Origin of the sequence: Sulfitobacter sp. W074 (genome assembly GCF_025142275.1) — a bacterium.
In the GTDB taxonomy this organism is placed as follows: Bacteria; Pseudomonadota; Alphaproteobacteria; order Rhodobacterales; family Rhodobacteraceae; genus Sulfitobacter; species Sulfitobacter profundi.
Map to the genome: position 1 here is coordinate 2,278,748 of NZ_CP081130.1, position 18,953 is coordinate 2,297,700.

The 18,953-nt window shown below is 61.9% G+C and carries 17 protein-coding genes; 9 read left to right on the plus strand and 8 right to left on the minus strand.

Going from position 1 to position 18,953, the window contains the following annotated elements; all coding sequences use genetic code 11:
• Positions 1-3: 3 nt before the first annotated feature.
• Both K3762_RS11280 and K3762_RS11285 read right to left on the minus strand, forming a co-directional pair.
• Positions 4-270: a hypothetical protein gene (locus K3762_RS11280; protein ID WP_132444553.1), complete on the minus strand. Its 267-nt coding sequence runs from the start codon at positions 268-270 to the stop codon at positions 4-6.
• Entirely contained in the window at positions 267-3,068 is a 2,802-nt protein-coding gene (locus tag K3762_RS11285; RefSeq protein ID WP_132444552.1) for a glutamine-synthetase adenylyltransferase, read from the minus strand. The genes K3762_RS11280 and K3762_RS11285 overlap by 4 nt, the downstream gene beginning before the upstream one ends.
• Before the next feature lie 116 nt (positions 3,069-3,184).
• Between K3762_RS11285 and K3762_RS11290 the strand changes: the two genes are divergently transcribed.
• The 6 genes from K3762_RS11290 to ilvN all read left to right on the plus strand — a co-directional run bounded on the left by K3762_RS11290 (position 3,185) and on the right by ilvN (position 8,372).
• A complete protein-coding gene (locus K3762_RS11290) occupies positions 3,185-3,667 on the plus strand; it encodes a YbaK/EbsC family protein (RefSeq protein ID WP_260009493.1) in 483 nt (160 codons plus the stop codon).
• Positions 3,668-3,791: 124 nt separating this feature from the next.
• Positions 3,792-4,199 carry a DUF2852 domain-containing protein gene (locus K3762_RS11295; protein WP_132444550.1) on the plus strand — a complete coding sequence of 136 codons (408 nt, stop codon included), beginning with the start codon at positions 3,792-3,794 and terminating at the stop codon, positions 4,197-4,199.
• Positions 4,200-4,257: 58 nt separating this feature from the next.
• Positions 4,258-4,695, plus strand: a complete 438-nt coding sequence (locus tag K3762_RS11300) for an RDD family protein (RefSeq protein ID WP_132444549.1) — start codon at positions 4,258-4,260, stop codon at positions 4,693-4,695.
• A gap of 72 nt (positions 4,696-4,767) precedes the next feature.
• Positions 4,768-5,586: an arginyltransferase gene (locus K3762_RS11305; protein WP_067626217.1), complete on the plus strand. Its 819-nt coding sequence runs from the start codon at positions 4,768-4,770 to the stop codon at positions 5,584-5,586.
• Positions 5,587-5,985: 399 nt separating this feature from the next.
• The gene (locus tag K3762_RS11310; protein ID WP_120352223.1) at positions 5,986-7,740 is read left to right on the plus strand and encodes an acetolactate synthase 3 large subunit; all 1,755 of its coding nucleotides are present in this window, start codon (positions 5,986-5,988) and stop codon (positions 7,738-7,740) included.
• A 71-nt stretch (positions 7,741-7,811) separates the two neighbouring features.
• Positions 7,812-8,372, plus strand: a complete 561-nt coding sequence (ilvN, locus tag K3762_RS11315) for an acetolactate synthase small subunit (RefSeq protein WP_067626213.1) — start codon at positions 7,812-7,814, stop codon at positions 8,370-8,372.
• A gap of 12 nt (positions 8,373-8,384) precedes the next feature.
• Here the strand turns inward: ilvN and K3762_RS11320 are convergent, their stop codons facing one another.
• Positions 8,385-8,741, minus strand: a complete 357-nt coding sequence (locus tag K3762_RS11320; RefSeq protein ID WP_132444548.1) for a hypothetical protein — start codon at positions 8,739-8,741, stop codon at positions 8,385-8,387.
• Between the two features lie 217 nt (positions 8,742-8,958).
• Here K3762_RS11320 and K3762_RS11325 point away from each other — a divergent pair, with 217 nt between their 5' ends.
• On the plus strand, positions 8,959-9,756 hold the full coding sequence (locus tag K3762_RS11325; RefSeq protein WP_165935562.1) for a helix-turn-helix domain-containing protein: 798 nt from the start codon (positions 8,959-8,961) through the stop codon (positions 9,754-9,756).
• 6 nt (positions 9,757-9,762) lie between these two features.
• Here the strand turns inward: K3762_RS11325 and K3762_RS11330 are convergent, their stop codons facing one another.
• The 5 genes from K3762_RS11330 to K3762_RS11350 all read right to left on the minus strand — a co-directional run bounded on the left by K3762_RS11330 (position 9,763) and on the right by K3762_RS11350 (position 17,583).
• A complete protein-coding gene (locus tag K3762_RS11330; protein WP_132444547.1) occupies positions 9,763-11,172 on the minus strand; it encodes an amidase in 1,410 nt (469 codons plus the stop codon).
• Between the two features lie 50 nt (positions 11,173-11,222).
• Positions 11,223-12,347: a peptide chain release factor 2 gene (gene prfB, locus K3762_RS11335; protein ID WP_120351278.1), complete on the minus strand. Its 1,125-nt coding sequence runs from the start codon at positions 12,345-12,347 to the stop codon at positions 11,223-11,225.
• Positions 12,348-12,467: 120 nt separating this feature from the next.
• The gene (locus tag K3762_RS11340) at positions 12,468-15,032 is read right to left on the minus strand and encodes a penicillin-binding protein 1A (RefSeq protein ID WP_132444546.1); all 2,565 of its coding nucleotides are present in this window, start codon (positions 15,030-15,032) and stop codon (positions 12,468-12,470) included.
• A 128-nt stretch (positions 15,033-15,160) separates the two neighbouring features.
• Positions 15,161-16,381 (minus strand): N-acetylmuramoyl-L-alanine amidase, encoded by a 1,221-nt coding sequence (locus tag K3762_RS11345; protein WP_132444545.1) that lies wholly within the window; start codon positions 16,379-16,381, stop codon positions 15,161-15,163.
• Positions 16,382-16,440: 59 nt separating this feature from the next.
• On the minus strand, positions 16,441-17,583 hold the full coding sequence (locus K3762_RS11350) for a pyridoxal phosphate-dependent aminotransferase (protein ID WP_132444544.1): 1,143 nt from the start codon (positions 17,581-17,583) through the stop codon (positions 16,441-16,443).
• Between the two features lie 96 nt (positions 17,584-17,679).
• Here K3762_RS11350 and K3762_RS11355 point away from each other — a divergent pair, with 96 nt between their 5' ends.
• Positions 17,680-18,429: a DsbA family protein gene (locus tag K3762_RS11355; protein WP_120351281.1), complete on the plus strand. Its 750-nt coding sequence runs from the start codon at positions 17,680-17,682 to the stop codon at positions 18,427-18,429.
• A 20-nt stretch (positions 18,430-18,449) separates the two neighbouring features.
• A complete protein-coding gene (locus tag K3762_RS11360; RefSeq protein WP_260009494.1) occupies positions 18,450-18,950 on the plus strand; it encodes a disulfide bond formation protein DsbA in 501 nt (166 codons plus the stop codon).
• The last annotated feature ends 3 nt before the right edge of the window (positions 18,951-18,953 follow it).

An 18,953-nucleotide genomic window follows, 5' to 3' on the forward strand; every position in this document is an offset into this window, starting at 1 on the left:
CGGTCAGTTGCGCGCCCTCCCCCGCCAACCGCCCCTGCGGCGCGGGGTGGTGAGCGTCGTCTGCCCCTCGCGCAGCACTTGGGTCATCGGGTGACCCGCGGCGGCCGCACCGTAGCGTTCCAGCAAACGGGTGATGGCGGCGGCGTTGTCCTGCCCCTCGGGCAAGCTCAAAGCCCAGTCGAGAAAGATGCTGCGGCATTCGGCGGGGCCGATCCCCTCCATCCGGTAGGATTCGCGGATCAAACCCTTTGGGTCATCTGGATCGCTCATGCCCCCTCCTGTCCCGGCTCGGGCAGCGCCGCGTCGATGATCTGAGCCGCGGTGCCGTAATCGCCCTGCATCTTGGCCTCCAATGCCGCAAGATCGCCACAAGCTAACACACGACAGAGAAAGCTCGCTCCCGCCTGCCCCATTGTCCGCGCATCAATAGGATTGGCCGACAGCAGACGCGCGGCGCAATTCAGGGTCCATGCGTTGGTATAGGCCGAGGAAAGCGCGGCTTCCGCCTGCCCATCAATCACGTTTTCGCCGCGCGCGGCGGCAAGGCCCGCGTCGATCTCACGCGCCCCGGTGCCGCCGATAAGCGCGCCTGCCTGCGCGAACAGTTCGATATCCTGCAAGCGGCCCGCGCCCGTCTTGGCGTCGAGCAGCCCTGCAGGGCTGCGGGCGGCGGCGATGCGCTGGCGCATCTTCGCGACCTCGCCCAGAACCTTGTCGCGCGGGGCGGCGCGGCTGAGGATTTCAGCCCGAAGCGCTTCGACATCGCGGCCCAGATCCTCTGCCCCCGCGATCACCCGTGCGCGGGTAAGGGCCAGATGCTCCCAGACCCAAGCCTGCTCTTTCTGGTAGCTCTCAAAGCTGGCGAGGCTGGTGGCCACCGGCCCCTGATTGCCCGAGGGCCGCAGGCGCATGTCGATGTCGTAAAGCTTGCCTTGGGCCATCGGCGCGGTCATCGCGGTGATCATCGCTTGGGTCAGCCGGGCATAATAACTGCGCGTGGCGAGGGGTTTGGGGCCGTCGGAACTGTCCACCCCATCGGCATCATAAATCACCAGCATATCGAGGTCGGAGGTCGGCGTTAGCCGCCCAGCCCCAAGCGAGCCCATGCCAAGGATCACCGCCCCGCGCCCCGGCGGCGGGCCATGCCGGGTGGCGAATTGATCGACGACCACGGGCCAGAGCGCCTGCAAGACCGCTTGGGCCAACTCGGCATATTGGCGCCCGGCGGTGGCCGCGTCGATCAGCCCGCGCAGCAGATGCACGCCGATCCGAAAATGCCATTCGCGCGCCCAACGGCGGGTGCCATCAAGGCGCAACTCGTAATCGGCCTCTGCCGCGAGATGCTGTTGCAACATCTCGGTCAGCTTGGTCTGCCCCGGCCAGTCCGAAAAGAAATCCCCCCCGATCACCGCATCGAAGACGCCAGAGTTGCGCGACAGATGCGCGGCCAGCGCAGGCGATGTGGCGACGATATCCACCAAAAGATCGCCCAGTTGCGGATTGGCCCGCAGGAGCGAGAAAAGCTGCACCCCGGCGGGCAGGCCAGCGAGGAAACCGTCAAAGGCCAAAAGCCCTTCGTCCGGTTTGGCAGATTGCGCCAAACGGTCCAGCAGCAGCGGCTGTAGCCGCCCGAAAATATCCGCCCCCCGTTCCGAGCGCAGCGCGGGATAGCTGGGCCAACGGTCAAGCACCGAGGTGTCGAATTGATGCGCCGGGCGGGCGGCTTCTGGCTCCTCCCGCGTGGCGGCGAAAAAGCTTTCGATCAGGTCGTGCACGGCTTGAAGTCGGTTGTGAAGATCGGCCTGCAAGTCATTGACATCCATATCCATCATGGCGGCCAGACGTTCAAAATCGGCATCATTGCGGGGCAGCGTGTGGGTCTGCGCGTCCTGCACCATTTGCAAGCGGTGCTCTACCGTGCGGTGTGCGCGGTAGTGATCGCCGAGCGTTTCGGCGACCTCTTTGGGCACCCAGTTCTTCTCGGCCAGCACCTGCAACCCTGCCAGCGTCCCACGGGGCCGCAACTCCGCATCGCGCCCCCCGGCGATGAGCTGTCGGGTCTGGGTGAAAAACTCGATCTCACGGATGCCGCCCCGGCCCAATTTCATATCATGCCCCGGCAGAGTGATCGGCCCGCCCAAGCCCTTGTGCTCGCGAATGGCAAGCCGCATGTCGTGCGCATCTTGGATGGCGGCGAAATCCAGATGGCGGCGCCAGACGAAGGGGCGCAATGATTGCAAGAACGCTTCCCCTGCGGCGATATCACCGACCGCCGGACGGGCCTTGATATAGGCCGCGCGCTCCCATGTGCGGCCTAGGCTTTCGTAGTAGCGCTCGGCTGCCTCCATCGCGATGCAAACGGGGGTGACCGCCGGGTCAGGACGCAGGCGCAGATCGGTGCGAAAGACGTAGCCCTGCGCGGTAATGTCGTTCAACGTGCCCGACATCGCCCGCGTCGCCTTGACGAAGGCGCTGCGGGCGGCGTGGAAATCATCAGGCGCGAAGCGGCTTTCGTCAAAGACGCAAATGAGGTCGATGTCTGAGGAATAATTCAGTTCCCGCGCGCCCATTTTACCCATGGCAAAGACAACCATGCCCGCGCAGTCGGCCAGATCGTCCATCGTCATCCCCGGCAGTTTGCCGCGTTTGATCTGTGCCGCCAGCCCCGCCCGCAGGGCCGCCCCGCAAGCGGCATCGGCGTAATCGGTCAGCGCGCCGGTCACCTCTTCCAGCGACCATGCCCCGCCCAGATCGGCCAGCGCGGTCAGAAGCGCCATGCGCCGTTTGCCCTGCCGTAGCCCATCGGCCAGCCGGTCGGGCGCAAATTCTGCCGCCGCGGCGCAATTGGCGGCCAGAGCGGCCTCGGGGTTTTCCACGGCCTCGCCAAGCCAAGCCGCTTCCTTTTCCAACAGTGCCATTAGATAGGGCGCGGTAGAGGCGGCAGCCGAGATCATCTCGCGCAGGTCCGGCGCAAGATCGGGCAAGAGCGCCGCCGCATCCTGCGCGCGTTCGCGGTGATAGATGCGGGGAGAGCGGGTGATCCGGGCGGCAAGCGATGGGTCTGTCATGGGGCCAGCTTTGCGGGCTGATCCAAGCGGCGTCAATGGGGGTTGCGGCACGGCGCGGCCTTGGTAGGACTTTGGCCTGTGCCCCGCCACCGGGGCCGGGCAGTAAAGGGAAGAAGATGAGCAAGAGTTTGAAACGGGTGCGCGCCACGCTGGAGGCCGCCGGGGTGACGACCGAAATTCGCGAGACGGCACTGGCGCGCACCGCAGTCGATGCGGCCACCGCACTTGGCTGCGAGGTTGACCAGATCGCCAAGTCCATCGTCCTGCGCGGCGAAAACAGCGGGGCGGCACTTTTGTTCATCACCGCAGGCGCGCAACAAGTTGACCTGACACGTGCAGCCGCGCTGGCTGGGGAACCCTTGGGCAAGGCCGATGCCGCGCTGATCCGGGCGCAGACCGGCTTTGCCATTGGCGGTGTCGCCCCGTTGGGCCATATCACGCCGCCCCGTGCGTGGTTTGACCGAAACCTATTAGAATTCCCGCTGGTCTGGGCCGCCGCGGGCACGCCGCATCACGTATTCTGCCTTAAGCCACAGAAAATGGCGCAGCTTTCCGGCGCACAAGTTGCTAAATTTACTGATTCTTCCCGAGTAATGTAAAAAACATTCACATAGCCCCTTGCGAAACAGGTTCGGCGTTCCGATCTATTCAATGTGAAAGACATTCACATCAACCGAAACGCCCGGGCCGGCGACAGGCCCATGAGGACCGAAAGGCTCAACAATGACAACAGTGACCACCGACCCGACCTATGGCCGCAGCAGCAACTGGCTTGCCCGGACTGAAGCGTGGATGGACGCCCGTGGCAAAAGCGCTTGGATCGCCGCCATGGTGCTTGGCTTTATCTTCTTCTGGCCCCTCGGCCTTGCCCTTCTGGCTTATATGATCTGGAGCAAACGCATGTTCTCTTCGAAATCCTGCACCCGCAAATCCAGCCGCGTAACGATGTCACGCAGCACCGGCAACCGCGCCTTCGACGCCTATAAGGCCGACACGCTGCGCCGTCTGGAAGAGGAGCAAGGCAACTTCGAAGCCTTCCTTGAGCGTCTGCGCGAGGCCAAAGACAAGGCCGAGTTCGACCAGTTCATGGACGACCGTGCCAAACGTGACGACACGGCTACAAGCGCCTAAATCAACCCTGACCCCCGCCTCTCGGCCCCGCGCCGGGAGGCCTTTTGCAGGACAAAACATGACCCAGACACCCGACCCCGATCTGCACCCGCAATTCTATGACGGCATCGCTGGCAAACGGCTGCTGGCTTGGATCGTCGATGTAACCCTTGTGATCGTCTTTTGCCTGCTGATCCTGCCCTTCACGGCCTTTACCGGGCTGTTCTTTTTCCCCTTTCTCACGCTGGTGGTGGGCTTTGCCTACCGGGTGGCCACGCTGACCAGCGGGTCGGCCACATGGGGGATGCGCCTAATGGCGATGGAGCTGCGCGACCACCGCGACCGGCCCTTTGATTTCATGACCGCGCTTTTGCATACCATCGGCTATTCGCTGTCGATGACGGTCACGATCATTCAGGTCGTCTCGGCCGTTCTTATCTGCACCACGGCCCGCCGTCAAAGCCTCACGGATATGGCGCTTGGCACGGTGCCGGTGAATCGCCGCCTCAGCCGCTAGGGTATCACGCAAATTTGCCCTTGGCGCAGCGGGGGGGGGTTGATAGCATCCCCCGATAAATGCTGGAAACCCATGCGACATACACTGCCTTTGACACCGCAATTCTATGTCACAGCGCCGCAGCCCTGCCCCTATCTGGAGGGCCGGATGGAGCGCAAGCTGTTCACCGCCCTTCAGGGCGACAATGCCGCACGCCTGAATGACAGCCTATCAAGCCAAGGGTTCCGCCGCTCTCAGAACGTCCTTTACCGCCCGTCTTGCGCCGATTGCGCCGCCTGCCTGTCGGCGCGGATCGACGTGGCGGCCTTTCGCCCCAGCAAAAGCCAGCGTCGCATTCTGAACCGCAACGCGGGGCTTGAGCGGCGAGCCACCTCTCCTTGGGCCACGGAAGAGCAATATGACCTCTTCCGCAGCTACCTCGACAGCCGCCATGCGGATGGCGGCATGGCGGATATGGATGTCTTTGAATTCGCCGCAATGATCGAGGAAACCCCGATCCGCAGTCGGGTCATCGAATATACCGACCCCGAGGCCGATAACGCGCTGGTCGGCGTCTGCCTGACGGACGTCTTGGGCGACGGGGTGAGCATGGTCTATTCCTTCTACACCCCCGACCGGCCCCGCAACGGGTTGGGGAATTACATCATCCTCGACCACATCGAAATCGCCCGCGCAGCGGGTTTGCCCTATGTCTACCTTGGCTACTGGGTGCCGGGCAGTCAAAAGATGGGGTACAAGGCCAAGTTCTCGGGACTTGAGGTTTATATGGGCGGGCAGTGGCAAAAGATGCGCGACCCTGAGGGTTTCGTGCCTGACCAGCATCCGCTCAGCAATGATCCCATTGCCGAGCAGGTGGCCAATATCACCCTGCCGGATGTCAGCCCGCGCTAAGGCGCTGAGCCAGCCTACAGATTTTGCGCGCAACCGGAGCGGACCATTGGGCTGCCCCATTGAATCACGTGTATAAACACACCCCGTAATTCAATAAAATTCGCCTGAGGGCAAATTTCTTTGCGAAAAGAACCCAAAATGGCGCCTCGGCGAAATAAAAGAGCAATTAATCCCCACCCAAGCACAAGATTTTCGGCATTTCGCTGTTGACGCCCCCCTTTCCCCCTCATAATCTCACGCCACGCAAAGAGGACCCCTGAGATGATCGACCTAGTCATTATTGTAGGACACACGCGCATGGGCCGGTAACGGTTAACCATAATCCTTCCCATGCGCCCCCGTCAGACCGGGGGTTTTTTTATGCCAAACGCCAATAACCTGCCTTACGGAGCACCCAAGATGAAACGCCAGATGACCGGAGCGAAAATGATCGTCCAAGCCCTGATTGACCAGGGTGTGGACACCGTCTTTGGATATCCCGGTGGCGCGGTGCTACCGATTTACGACGAGGTCTTTCAGCAGAACTCGATCAAACACGTTCTGGTGCGCCACGAGCAGGGCGCGGTGCATGCCGCCGAAGGCTATGCCCGCTCGACCGGCAAACCCGGCGTGGTGCTGGTGACTTCCGGCCCCGGTGCCACCAACGCGGTCACCGGCCTGACGGATGCGCTGCTGGATTCCATTCCGCTGGTGGTGCTGACCGGTCAGGTGCCGACCTTTATGATCGGCTCTGATGCGTTTCAGGAGGCCGACACCGTGGGCATCACCCGCCCCTGCACCAAGCACAACTGGCTGGTGAAAGAGACCGACACCCTTGGTGCCACGCTGCACGAAGCCTTCCATGTCGCCACCCACGGCCGCCCCGGCCCGGTACTGATCGACATTCCCAAAGACGTGCAATTTGCCACGGGCCATTACGAGTCCCCCAAACCCTCCACCTCGCGCTATCAACCGCAGGTCAAGGGCGATATGGCCGAGATCACCGAACTGGTGGCGGCGATGGAGACGGCCAAGCGCCCGATCTTCTACACCGGCGGCGGCGTCATCAACTCCGGCCCGGCGGCCAGCCAGCTGCTGCGCGAATTGGTCGATGCCACGGGTTTCCCGATCACATCGACGTTGATGGGTCTCGGCGCATACCCTGCGTCCGGTGACAAATGGCTGGGCATGTTGGGGATGCACGGGCTGTATGAAGCCAATATGGCGATGCATGACTGCGATCTGATGATCAACATCGGCGCGCGGTTCGACGACCGGATCACCGGCGTCATCGACAGTTTCAGCCCCAAATCCACCAAGGCGCATATTGACATCGACCCGTCGTCGATCAACAAGGTGATCCGCATCGACATTCCAATTGTCGGTGACGTGGGCCATGTGCTCGAAGACTTGCTGAAGGTTTGGAAATCCCGCGGCCGCAAGACCAACAGTGAGGGGCTCGCCAAATGGTGGTCCAAGATTGAGGAATGGCGCGCAAAGGATTGTCTGAAGTTCACCCAATCCGGCAAGGTCATCAAACCCCAGCACGCGCTGTCGCGGCTCGAAGCGCTGACCAAGGGTCATGACCGTTATATCACCACCGAAGTGGGCCAGCACCAGATGTGGGCCGCGCAATACCTCGGTTTTGAAGAGCCGAACCGCTGGATGACGAGCGGTGGCCTCGGGACCATGGGCTATGGTTTCCCGGCCTCCATCGGGGTGCAGATGGCGCATCCCGACGCCCTCGTGATCAATGTGGCGGGCGAAGCCTCGTGGTTGATGAACATGCAAGAGATGGGCACAGCGATGCAATTCGGCCTGCCGGTCAAACAGTTCATCCTCAACAACGAACGCCTTGGCATGGTCCGCCAGTGGCAGGAACTGCTGCACGGCGAGCGTTATTCGCAAAGCTGGTCCGAAGCCCTGCCCGATTTCGTCAAACTGGCCGAAGCCTTTGGCGCCAAGGGGATCATCTGCCACGACCCCGACGATCTGGATGACGCGATCATGGAGATGATCAACTACGACGGGCCTGTGATCTTTGACTGTCTGGTTGAGAAGCACGAAAACTGCTTCCCGATGATCCCAAGCGGCAAGGCGCATAACGAAATGCTGCTGCCGGGGGATCATGAGACCCAAGGTGTGATCGACGCAAAAGGCTCAGTGCTGGTGTGACCCGTTTTCTTTCAAAGAAAACGACCGGGAATTTTTAAAAAATTCCCGCGGCTAGATAAAAGGACAAAGACATGGCTGCCCTAAAAATCAAGAAAGGTGCGACCTCGCATTCCGCCTATAACCTACGGCCCAATTTCTCGGATGTGGTCGAAAAACACACGCTTGCAGTGCTGGTCGAGAACGAACCCGGCGCGCTGGCGCGGGTGATTGGCCTGTTCTCGGGACGTGGCTATAACATCGACAGCCTGACCGTGGCCGAGGTGGACCACACCGGGCATCTGTCGCGCATCACCATCGTCACCAGCGGCACGCCACAGGTGATCGAGCAGATCAAGGCGCAGGTGGGTCGGATCGTGCCGGTGCACGAGGTGCATGACCTCACCGTCGAAGGCCCAAGCGTTGAGCGTGAATTGGCGATCTTCAAGGTTGTCGGCAAGGGCGACCACCGGGTCGAAGCGCTGCGGCTTGCGGATATCTTCCGCGCCAATGTGGTCGACAGCACGCTGGAAAGCTTTGTTTTCGAGATCACCGGCGCGCCGGATAAAATTGACGCTTTCGCCGAATTGATGCGCCCGCTGGGGCTGGCCGATGTTGCCCGCACGGGCGTTGCCGCCCTCGCCCGCGGGGTCTGATCGGGTTGGGAGTCAGGCTTTGAGCTGGGCCGCGCCGCATCGGCGCGGTTCCGGCTTGGTCGTAAAGGGTATGATCTGAGCGCCCCCGCGCGGTTTTGCCGCCTGCGGCTCTTGCACCGCGGGCCCATCATGGCGCAGGGCGTCGGGCAGATATGACGCCGCGTCCTCCAGAACCACCCTTGGGTTATCCGCGATGCGTAGTTTGCGATGCACTGTGATGCCGAACTGTACCATGTCGCCCGGGTCGAACCCCGAACCGTGCCCCATACAGATCGCAGGCTCTTCGTAATAGGCAAGATCGCCCTGATCTTCGCACCAAAACACTGCTTTGCCAGCGGTATTATCGCTCCACAGAACTACACCAATCATAGTACCCCCCGCTTCTGATAATTGACCTTCATTCTGCGACAATCGAAAAAGGTGTAACATAGGTTAAAATGCAACGCCCGCTTGCATTTTGTGTCGGTTCCAGTAGGGTCAACCTCAAATTAGCGTCACCTGTGACGCGCCTTCGCGTCAGTCGGTTAATCCTCTGGCCAAAACAGCCCGTATCCTATGGCTGCGTCGCAAATCAGAACGAGGCTGCATGTCCGCTTCCAACCGCTCCCCCTCTGAACTTCGCAGCATGTTTGGTGCTAATCTGCGCCAGTTGGCGGCGGATTATACGTCGATCTCCGATCTTGCCCGGCAACTTGGGATCAACCGTACGCAGTTCAACCGCTACCTTTCGGGCGAAAGCTTCCCTCGGCCTGACGTGCTGGCCCGGATCTGCCGCTTCTTCGAAATCGATGCGCGGGTGTTGCTGGAGCCAGTCACCGAGATTTCGCTCAACCAAGATCCGATCAACAACAGTTTCCTGCGGGATTTCCTTGGGACCGGGGTTCAGAACGTGCCCGAGGCGGATTTTCCCAGCGGCTTTTACCGCTTCGCACGGCGGTCGTTTCTGGATCAAGACAGGTTTGTGACCGGGGTCGTCTACATCAAGCGCGACGGCAGCAGCACCTTCCTGCGGGGCTACGAGAGCGCGCATTCACTACGCCAGCAAGGGCTGCCCACCAGCCCCACTGCGCGCGAATATCGCGGCATCGTCTCGCAGCAAGAGAATGGCGTTTCCATCGTCGTATCGCGGCGTCGCACGCTGACCGGGTCGTTCAACTACCTCAACCGTGTCGCCTCGTTCGAGAATAACTTTTGGGTGGGATATGTCACCCGTACCGCGCCCGAAAGTGCCGCAGGCGCGCGGGTGACGCGGCTGACCTACGAATACATTGGCAAAGATCCCAAAACGGTGCTGCCCGCGGCGCGGCAGGCGGGATTTATCGACATCGACGCCCTGATGCCCTATCACCGCCGCCTGCTTCAGCCCGACGCGCCGTTCAATTGAGGCCTGCTACAGCCGGGGGGGCTGCGCCTGCGGATAGCCTGTCGCCCGATGCCAGCCCTGCGCCAGTTGCAACAAGCGCGCGTCGCTGCCGCGTTTGCCGATCAGTTGCAGCCCCAAAGGCAGGCCGCGATTATCAAAACCTGCAGGAATATTCACCACCGGCAGACCGATCAGGCATGCGGGCACCACCACCTGCATCCAGCGGTGATAGCTGTCCATCGGCTGGCCATTGATTTCGGTCGGGTGCACCATCCCAACATCGAACGGCCAGACCTGCGCGGAGGGCAGCACCAGAACGTCGACCTCTTCGAACAGAGCATGTGCGGCGCGGAACCAATCGGAGCGGATGCCGCTGGCGCGCTGGATATCAGAGGCAGAGAACCCCTGCCCGCGCGCGACCTCCCATTGCGCAGCGGGTTTCAACCCGTCCCGCCGCGCCGGATCGTCGTAGATCGCCCCCAATGAGGCCGCCACGGCAAAGGACCGCAACGTGATCCAGCTTTCCCACATCGCATCTGCATCAAAAGGCGCGGCGATTGGTATGACCTCATGCCCCAGCCCGGCCAAACGGTTCAATGCGGCTTCGCTCAGGTCAATGATCCCCGGCTCGCAGGGGAAGGCACCGCCCCAATCGCCCAGCCACCCCACACGCTGCGCGGGCAGGGCCGCATCGATATCCGGGGCCGTATCCGGGCCGGAGCGGGTCAGGGGTTGGCGCGGGTCGGCGCCGCTCATCACATCAAGAAGGGCGGCGAGGTCACGGGGGCTGCGCGCCATCGGCCCCAAGGTCGAAAGCTGGTGCAGAAACAGATCGCCGCCATCATCCGACGGCACCCTGCCCCATGTCGGCCGCATCCCGTAGACGTTGTTCCAGCCCGCCGGATTGCGCAGGGATCCCATCATGTCGGACCCATCGGCAACGGCAACCATCCGCGCCGCCAGTGCCGCCGCCGCCCCGCCCGAGGAACCGCCAGCCGAGCGGCCTAGGTCATAAGGGTTGCACGTCGCGCCATGAACCGGATTGAACGTATGACTGCCGAGGCCAAACTCCGGCGTGTTGGTTTTGCCGATGACGATCGCCCCTGCCGCGCGAAGCCGCGCAACAGCGGGATGATCCCGCTCGGCCGGCTGGGCACCGAAAAGCGGTGACCCTTGAGACGTTGGCAGCCCCTCTGCGTCAGCCAAATCCTTGATCGCCATGGGGATACCGTGCAGCCAACCCTTGCGCGGGCTGGCGTCGGACGCCTCTGCCTCGGCCAGCAATGTGTCACGGTCGCGGAGGGAGATGACGGCATTCACCTTGCCGTTCACCGCCTCGATCCGCGCAAGTGTCGCCTGCATCAGTTCAACCGCAGAAATCCTGCGCGCGGCCAGCGCCTCGGACAGGTCCGAAGCGTCCCAATCTAGCAAATCCATCATGTCCCCCTATTGCTACATATTATTCCATGAAGGGGGACGGCACCGGCTTAGTCGCCCTGCGCCTCGGCCCGGCTTTTGCCCGAGACCGCCAGCGCCAGCGTTGCCCCCATCAGCCCATCCAGATCACCGTCGAGCACACCCTTGGTGTCCGATGTCTCGTAATTGGTGCGAAGGTCTTTCACCATTTGATAAGGCTGCAAGACATAGGACCGGATCTGGTTGCCCCAGCCCGCGTCGCCCGCGTTCTCATGCGCCTCGTTCACGAGGGCTGAACGCTTGTCCAACTCCATCTGATAAAGCCGCGATTTCAGCGCTTTCATGGCGATGTCGCGGTTCTGGTGCTGCGACTTTTCCGAAGAGGTCACGACGATGCCCGTGGGATGGTGGGTGATCCGCACCGCCGAGTCGGTGGTGTTGACGTGCTGGCCGCCTGCGCCGGACGACCGGTAGGTGTCGATGCGGATGTCCGAAGGGTTCACTTCGATCTCGATGTTGTCGTCGACCACGGGGTAGACTTTTACGGACGTGAAAGAGGTGTGCCGCTTGGCCGCCGAGTCGAAGGGCGAGATGCGCACCAGACGGTGCACGCCGCTTTCGGACTTCAGCCAGCCGTAGGCGTTGTGCCCTTCAATCTTATAGGTCGCGGATTTGATGCCCGCCTCGTCGCCCGCGCTTTCGGCCTGAAGATCGACCTTATAGCCTTTCTTCTCGGCCCAACGGACATACATCCGCGCCAGCATGCTGGCCCAGTCGCAGCTTTCCGTACCGCCCGCGCCTGCGTTGATCTCTAGGAAGGTGTCGTTGCTGTCGGCCTCACCGTTCAGCAGCGCTTCGAGTTCCTTTTGGGCGGCCTTTTCCGCCAGCGCCTTCAGCGCGGCCTCGGCGTCGGAGATGACCTCCTCGTCCTCTTCCATCTCGCCCAACTCGATCAGTTCGACGTTGTCGGCCAGTTCCTGTTTGATGCCCTCATAGGTGTCGATGGCATCCACCAGCGACTGGCGCTCACGCATCAGCTTTTGCGCGGCATCAGGGTTGTCCCAAAGGTTCGGATCTTCGACGCGGGCGTTGAATTCTTCCAGCCGGTAGGGCGCGGTCTCCACATCCAGTCGCTGGGCCAGCAATTCCAGCGATTTGCTGATCTGGTCCGCGGTATTCTGTGCCTCTGCGCGCATGTGTGCCTGCCTTTGATAAGTAATGCGGCCCCGAAAACCGGAGCCGCACGAGAGATAGACCAGCCCGCCAGCGGCGGCAAGTGGGGGGAGGCAAAGCGCGCCTTCGCCCCGCCGACCTGATTAGTAGAGACCGCCCGAGCTCAGCGTGCCAAAGCTTGCCTTGGGGCCGACGGTGGCCTTTTTGCCCGTCGATGTGGTGACCTGACGCGAAGACGATGCAGCCGAGCCGCCCAGTTCCTCGACCAATGGCAGGTCCGCCCCCATGGCAAAGCCGCCATCGAAGGAGATGCCAAACAGCGGCTCTTCGCCATCGCGGAAACATTCCGACACCACATTTCCACCCGAGGCGTTATCGCTCAGCCGCGCGCCGCTGAAACGGTCGATCTTGATAAAGCGGCACTGTTCGGGGACCGCAAAGTCACCGCCGCCGTATTTCTTGATCGCTTCGGACATGAAGCGCTGGAAGACCGGCGCGCAAAGCCGCCCGCCGCCCGCGCCCCGACCCATCGGGCGCGGCGTGTCGAAACCGATGTAGCAGCCTGCCACCACGTTGGACGAAAAGCCGACGAACCATGCGTCTTTCTCATCGTTGGTGGTGCCGGTCTTGCCCGCGATCGGCACCGGCAGGTTGACCGCATTGCGGGCCGTGCCGCGTTCGACCACGCCGCGCATCATCGATGTCAGCTGATAAGCCGTCACCGGGTCCATCACCCGCTCGCGGTTGGAAATGATCCGCGGCGCTGCGCCGGGCGCGAGGTTGATCTGCTCACAGTCGTAGCACTTGCGTTCGTCATGTTTGTAGACGGTGCGGCCATAGCGGTCTTGCACCCGGTCAACCAACGTGGGCTGCACCCGTTCGCCGCCGTTGGCGAACATCGCATAGGCCGATACCATTTGATACAGCGTGGTTTCCTGACTGCCGAGTGCATTCGACAGCAGCGGCGCCAGATCGTCATAAACGCCGAAACGCTCGGCATAGCTGCCGACCACATCCATTCCGACTTCTTGCGCCAGACGGATGGTCATCAGGTTGCGCGACTGTTCGATCCCGGTGCGCAGGGGCGCGGGGCCATAGAATTTATGCGAGGCGTTCTGGGGCCGCCAGACACCCTGCGGTGTGTTGATCTCAATCGGGGCGTCGACCACGATGGTCGCCGGGCTATAGCCACTGTCGAGCGCGGAGGCATAGACGAAGGGCTTAAAGCTCGACCCCGGCTGCCGTTTGGCTTGGGTCGCGCGGTTGAACACGCTCGCCTGATAAGAGAACCCGCCCTGCATCGCAATCACCCGGCCCGTGTGCACGTCCATGGCGACGAAACCGCCCTGCACTTCGGGCACCTGCCGCAGCGTCCAGCGGATGAAGGAACCGTCGCTATCGGAGGTCATGCGGCGCACCAACACCACTTCGCCAACCTCAAGCAGATCGCCCGCCACCTGAGCCTTGGAGGCCAGTTTGCCGTCGTCCAAGCGCTTGCGCGCCCATTGCACATCATCGGCAGGAATCCAGTGACCATCTTGATCTTCATCGACCCCTTCGATGCCGATCCGCGCATCGCTATTGCCGACCTCCAGCACCACGGCAGGATACCACTGGTTCTCCAGATCGATGTCGCGCGGCACCCGCAGGTCCGCGAGGGCGGCGCGCCATTTCTCTTCGCTGGTCAACTGATCGGCGGGGATTTCGAACCGTGTGCCGCGCCAGATGCCCTGCCCGCGGTCATATTGCTCCAACTGACGGCGCAGCGCATTGGCGGCGATAGGCTGCATTTCGTTGTCGATGGTCGCGCGCACGGTCAAACCGCCGGTAAAGAACTCACCCTCGCCGAAGTTCTCGCTGAGCTGACGGCGAATTTCATCGGTGAAGTAATCGCGCGGCGGCAGCTCGGCCTTGAAGCTTTCAAAATCACCGTTCTGGACCGAGCGCAGCGGCAGCGCCACTTCCGTCTCATAAGCCGCTTCCGAAATATAGCCGTTCTCCTTCATCTCGCGCAGCACGAAGTTCCGACGGGCCAACAAGCGGTCCTTGCGGCGCACCGGGTGGTAATCCGACGGCGCCTTGGGCAGCGACGCGAGGAAGGCGGCCTCATGCGGGGCCAACTCGCTCAACGTTTTGTTGAAATAGGTCTGGCTGGCCGCGGCCACGCCATAGGAGTTCTGCCCGAGGAAAATCTCATTCAGGTAAAGCTCAAGGATCTTCTCTTTGCTCAGCGTCTCTTCGATGCGGGTGGCTAGGATGATCTCTTTGATCTTGCGCTCGGCCCGGCGGTCACCCGACAGCAGGAAGTTCTTCATCACCTGTTGGGTGATGGTCGAGGCACCGCGCACATCGCGGCCACGGGATTTGACCGCATCCACCGCCGCCGCACCGATGCCGCGCAGGTCATAGCCTTCGTGGGTGTAAAAGTTCTTGTCTTCCGCCGAGATGAACGCCTGTTTCACCAGATCCGGGATGGTGTTGGCGGGCGCAAAAAGACGGCGCTCCTTGGCGAATTCATCGATCAAACGGCCTTGGCCCGAGTAAATCCGGCTGATCGTCGGCGGCGTATATTGCGCCAGCGACTCATGGCTGGGCAAATCCCGGCCATACATCCAGAACACTGCCCCGATGGTCAAAGCCACCATGCCGACGCTCAGGGTCAGGGTGGTAAAAATCCCCCCGAAAAAGGACAGAACAAATCGAAACACGCGCGCGGACCACCATTGGCTAGGGACAGTTCCGAGCCTATACAGGATGCACTGGCTCGGGTCAAAACACATGGCCGCCAGCGAGGGCGAATGTTCGCCCATCGCCAAACCGGCCATATCATTCTAATTTACTTTCTGATCAAGGGCTTGAGCGCCGCATCCTGATCACGCCAGGCAACGATCGCATCCGCCATGGCGCTCACCATCGACGCGCGCCACACCGGATCGCGCAGATTGGTCAGATCCCGTTTCGAACTGAGGAACCCCACTTCGACCAGAACCGATGGAATATCCGCAGATTTCAAGACTGAAAACCCGGCCCGCCGCAGCGGTCGGCTGTTCATCGGCCCGCCCGCCGCACGCATGCCTTCGACCAAAGTCGCGGCCAAAGCATCCGAACGCGGCTCGGTCTCTTGGCGGGCAAGATCAAGCAAGATACCCGCCACCTGATCATCCGAGCCGGTCAAATCCGCACCCGCGATGATGTCGGACCGGTCATGACGCGCGGCAAGATGTTCGGTCGCCACGTCGCTGGCATCATCCGAAAGGGTATAGACTGTGGCCCCGCTCGCCCCGCCCTGCGACAGGCTGTCGGCGTGAAGGGAGATGAAAAGGTCCGCCTCGGCCTGATGGGCGATGGCCACCCGGTACTCCAGCGCCACAAAGATATCATCGTCACGAGTCAGCAACACATCCACGCCCTTGCGCCGCAGCGCATCGCGCAGATCGCGGGCGAAGTTCAGCATCAGATCTTTTTCGTCCAGCCCCTCGCGCTGCGCGCCGGGATCGATGCCGCCGTGACCGGGGTCCAACACGATGGTAAAGCTGTCCTTATCCACCGCCGCTGGCTTTGGCGGGGCGGTGAGCGCGGTGGTCCAATCGGGATCCACGGGCACGCCCGCGGCCTTGGCAAAGACCTCCGCCGCGACGGTTTCCAACGTAATTTCAAGCCGCGCCTTACCGCTGCTTGCATCCACTGGCATGCCAATTTCCGCAGGTATCATCGGTTCGGCCAGATCCGCCACCAACCGCGACCACCCCGGCTGAAACGCGCCAAAGCGCAGGGCAGAGATACGGCCCGGTTTCTTCAGCAGGTCGCCGCGCGCCACCTCTGACCAATCGGCCTCACGGAAATCGACGATCAGACGGGCAGGATCATCCAACAGGAAAACCCGAAAAGGCACCCCTTGGCTAAGCGCCACGGTCAGGTCGGTTTTACCAAACCAACCGTCTTTCACCGCGCTCTCCACCGGATCGACCCGCGCCAGCGCGGTCAACTCCTGCGCGGCCCCGGCCACCGGCACCGCACAGACCAGCGCCACTGCCAGTCCCTTAAGAATTGCCCGCATGATTGATCACCCTGCCCGTTTTCGCCCTTCTATCACCTGCCGCGCGTGCAAACCAGCGCTCAGCGTGCGGCCATAAAGGCTTTGAGCCGGGCAATCCCCTCTTCCATGTCTGCCGTGCTGCGCGCATAGGAAAAGCGCAGCGTCTTATGCCCCCGCGCCGGGTCGAAATCGAGACCGGGGGTCACGGCGACGCCTGCCTTTTCCAGAATTTCAGCGGCAAAGGCGCGGCTGTCATCGGTAAAGCGGGAGACATCTGCATAGACATAAAACGCCCCATCGGGCGGCGCGATGTCGGTGAACCCAGCCTCTTTCAACCCGGTGATCATCAGGTCGCGGTTGCGGCGATAGACCGCCAGATTGGCCTGCAATTCATCATCGCAGTCCATCGCCGCCAGCGCCGCGATCTGGCTGGCATGGGGGGCGCAGATAAACATGTTTTGCGCGATCCGCTCAACCACGCGCACCTGATCTTCGGGGACCACCATCCAACCCACGCGCCAGCCGGTCATCGAGAAATATTTCGAGAAGGAGTTGATGACATAGCAGTCGTCGGTGACCTCCAGCGCGGTCACGGCCTTCTTGTCGTATTCGATGCCATGGTAAATCTCATCCGAGATGAAGGACATGTCATTGGCCACACAGGCATCCGTCAGCGCCGAAAGCGCAGGCCGGTCCAGCATCGTGCCCGAGGGGTTGGCAGGCGAGGCCACCAACAACCCGCACAGGTCTTCGCCCGCGAAATCAGAGGCCACAGGTTGGTAGCGGTTTTCCGGTGCGGCGGGCAGATCGACCGGCTGCATCCCCAAGGCGCGCAGGATCTGGCGGTAGCTGGGATAGCCCGGCGCGCCGATGCCCACCCTGTCTCCGGAATCAAACAGCGCGGTAAAGGCCAGCAGAAACCCGCCCGAGGATCCGGGCGTGATCACCACCCGCGCCGGGTCCAGATCCACGTTGTACCATTCCCCGTACATCCGCGCGATCCGTGCGCGCAGCGCGGGCAAGCCAAGCGCCACGGTATAGCCAAGCGCGCCTTCTCCCATGGCTTTTGTCAACGTCTCGGCCGCCCCTTTGGGCGCGCCTGTGCCGGGCTGGCCGACCTCCATATGAATGATGTGACGGCCCGCCTCTTCGGCGGCGCTGGCGGCCTGCATCACGTCCATCACGATAAAGGGATCAACGGCGGACCTGGTTGAATTGCGCATGGGCTTGCTCCTACTCTCGGCATATGCTTTCACCGCGCCTGATGCCGGGCGTCAACCCTTGGCCCCTATTTCGCAGCTTTACCGAAAGGACCGCCCATGTTCACCCGCCTCATCGCCCCCGCCTTTGCCAGCGCGCTGGCCCTTGCCGCCCCCGCCGGGGCCATGGACTTGACCGAGCTAACCGACGCCGAGCGCGCGCAGTTCCGCGCCGAAGTCCGCGCCTATTTGATGGAAAACCCCGAGGTGATCCTGCAGGCCGTTGAGCAGATGCAAAACCGTCAGGCCGAAGCGCAGATGCAGGCCGATTTTGATCTGGTCACCGCCAACGCAGATGAAATTTTCGACGACGGTTATTCCTGGGTCGGTGGCAACCCGGATGGCGACATCACGCTGGTCGAATTCCTCGACTACCGCTGCGGCTATTGCAAACGAGCCCATGGCGAAGTGGCCAAGCTGCTGGAAACGGACGGTAATATCAAATTGATCGTCAAAGAATTCCCAATCCTTGGCGATCAATCCATGCTGGCGTCGCGCTTTGCCGTGGCGACCAAACAGGTCGCGGGCGGCGATGCCTACAAGCAGTTGAACGATGCCCTGATGGCCTTCAACGGTGAGGTCTCCCTGCCCGCGCTGCGCCGTTTAGGCGAAAGCTTTGATCTGGATGTCCCGGCGATCGAAGCCAAGATGGACAGCGATGAAGTCATACAGGAAATTACCCAGACCCGCGCGCTGGCGCAAAAGCTGCAGATCACCGGCACCCCTACCTTCGTCATGCAGGATGAGATGCTGCGCGGCTACCTGCCCTACGATCAGATGATGGCACTGGTGGACGAAAAACGCGGCTAAAAATGCGCGCCCCGGCAGCCATGGCAGCTCTCGCCCTGGCCCTGCCTGTCTGGGCCGGTGATCTTCGAACGCTTGACCCCACCGCGCGTGCCGCCTTTGACATTGAATTGCGCGCGGCGATTTTGGCAAATGGCGATGTCATCGCCAAAGCCTTGGCAGCGCCACAGCCCGCGCAATCCGAAATGCGGCAATATATCCAAGACGACCTAACCCTGCTCGAACGCCTCGCCCCCGAACTTCTAGCAGGCAACGCCGTGGCGCTCTTCACCGCGCCAGACTGCGATACCTGCAATACCGCCGTCAAAGAACTAAATGAAATTACAAAGCGCTACGGGCTAACATTCATCCAACACGAACTGCCCACGCCCCAAGCCGCCCGCTGGGCCGCCGCCCTAGGGCTCGACGCCGCCCCCTTCTACGTACTGCCTGAGATGGTGCTCAACGGCCACATGCCGCCCGTGGTCCTAGAGAAATACCTCACCCCCAACCACATTAACCTTCACCACCAACCCGCTGATTAAGAA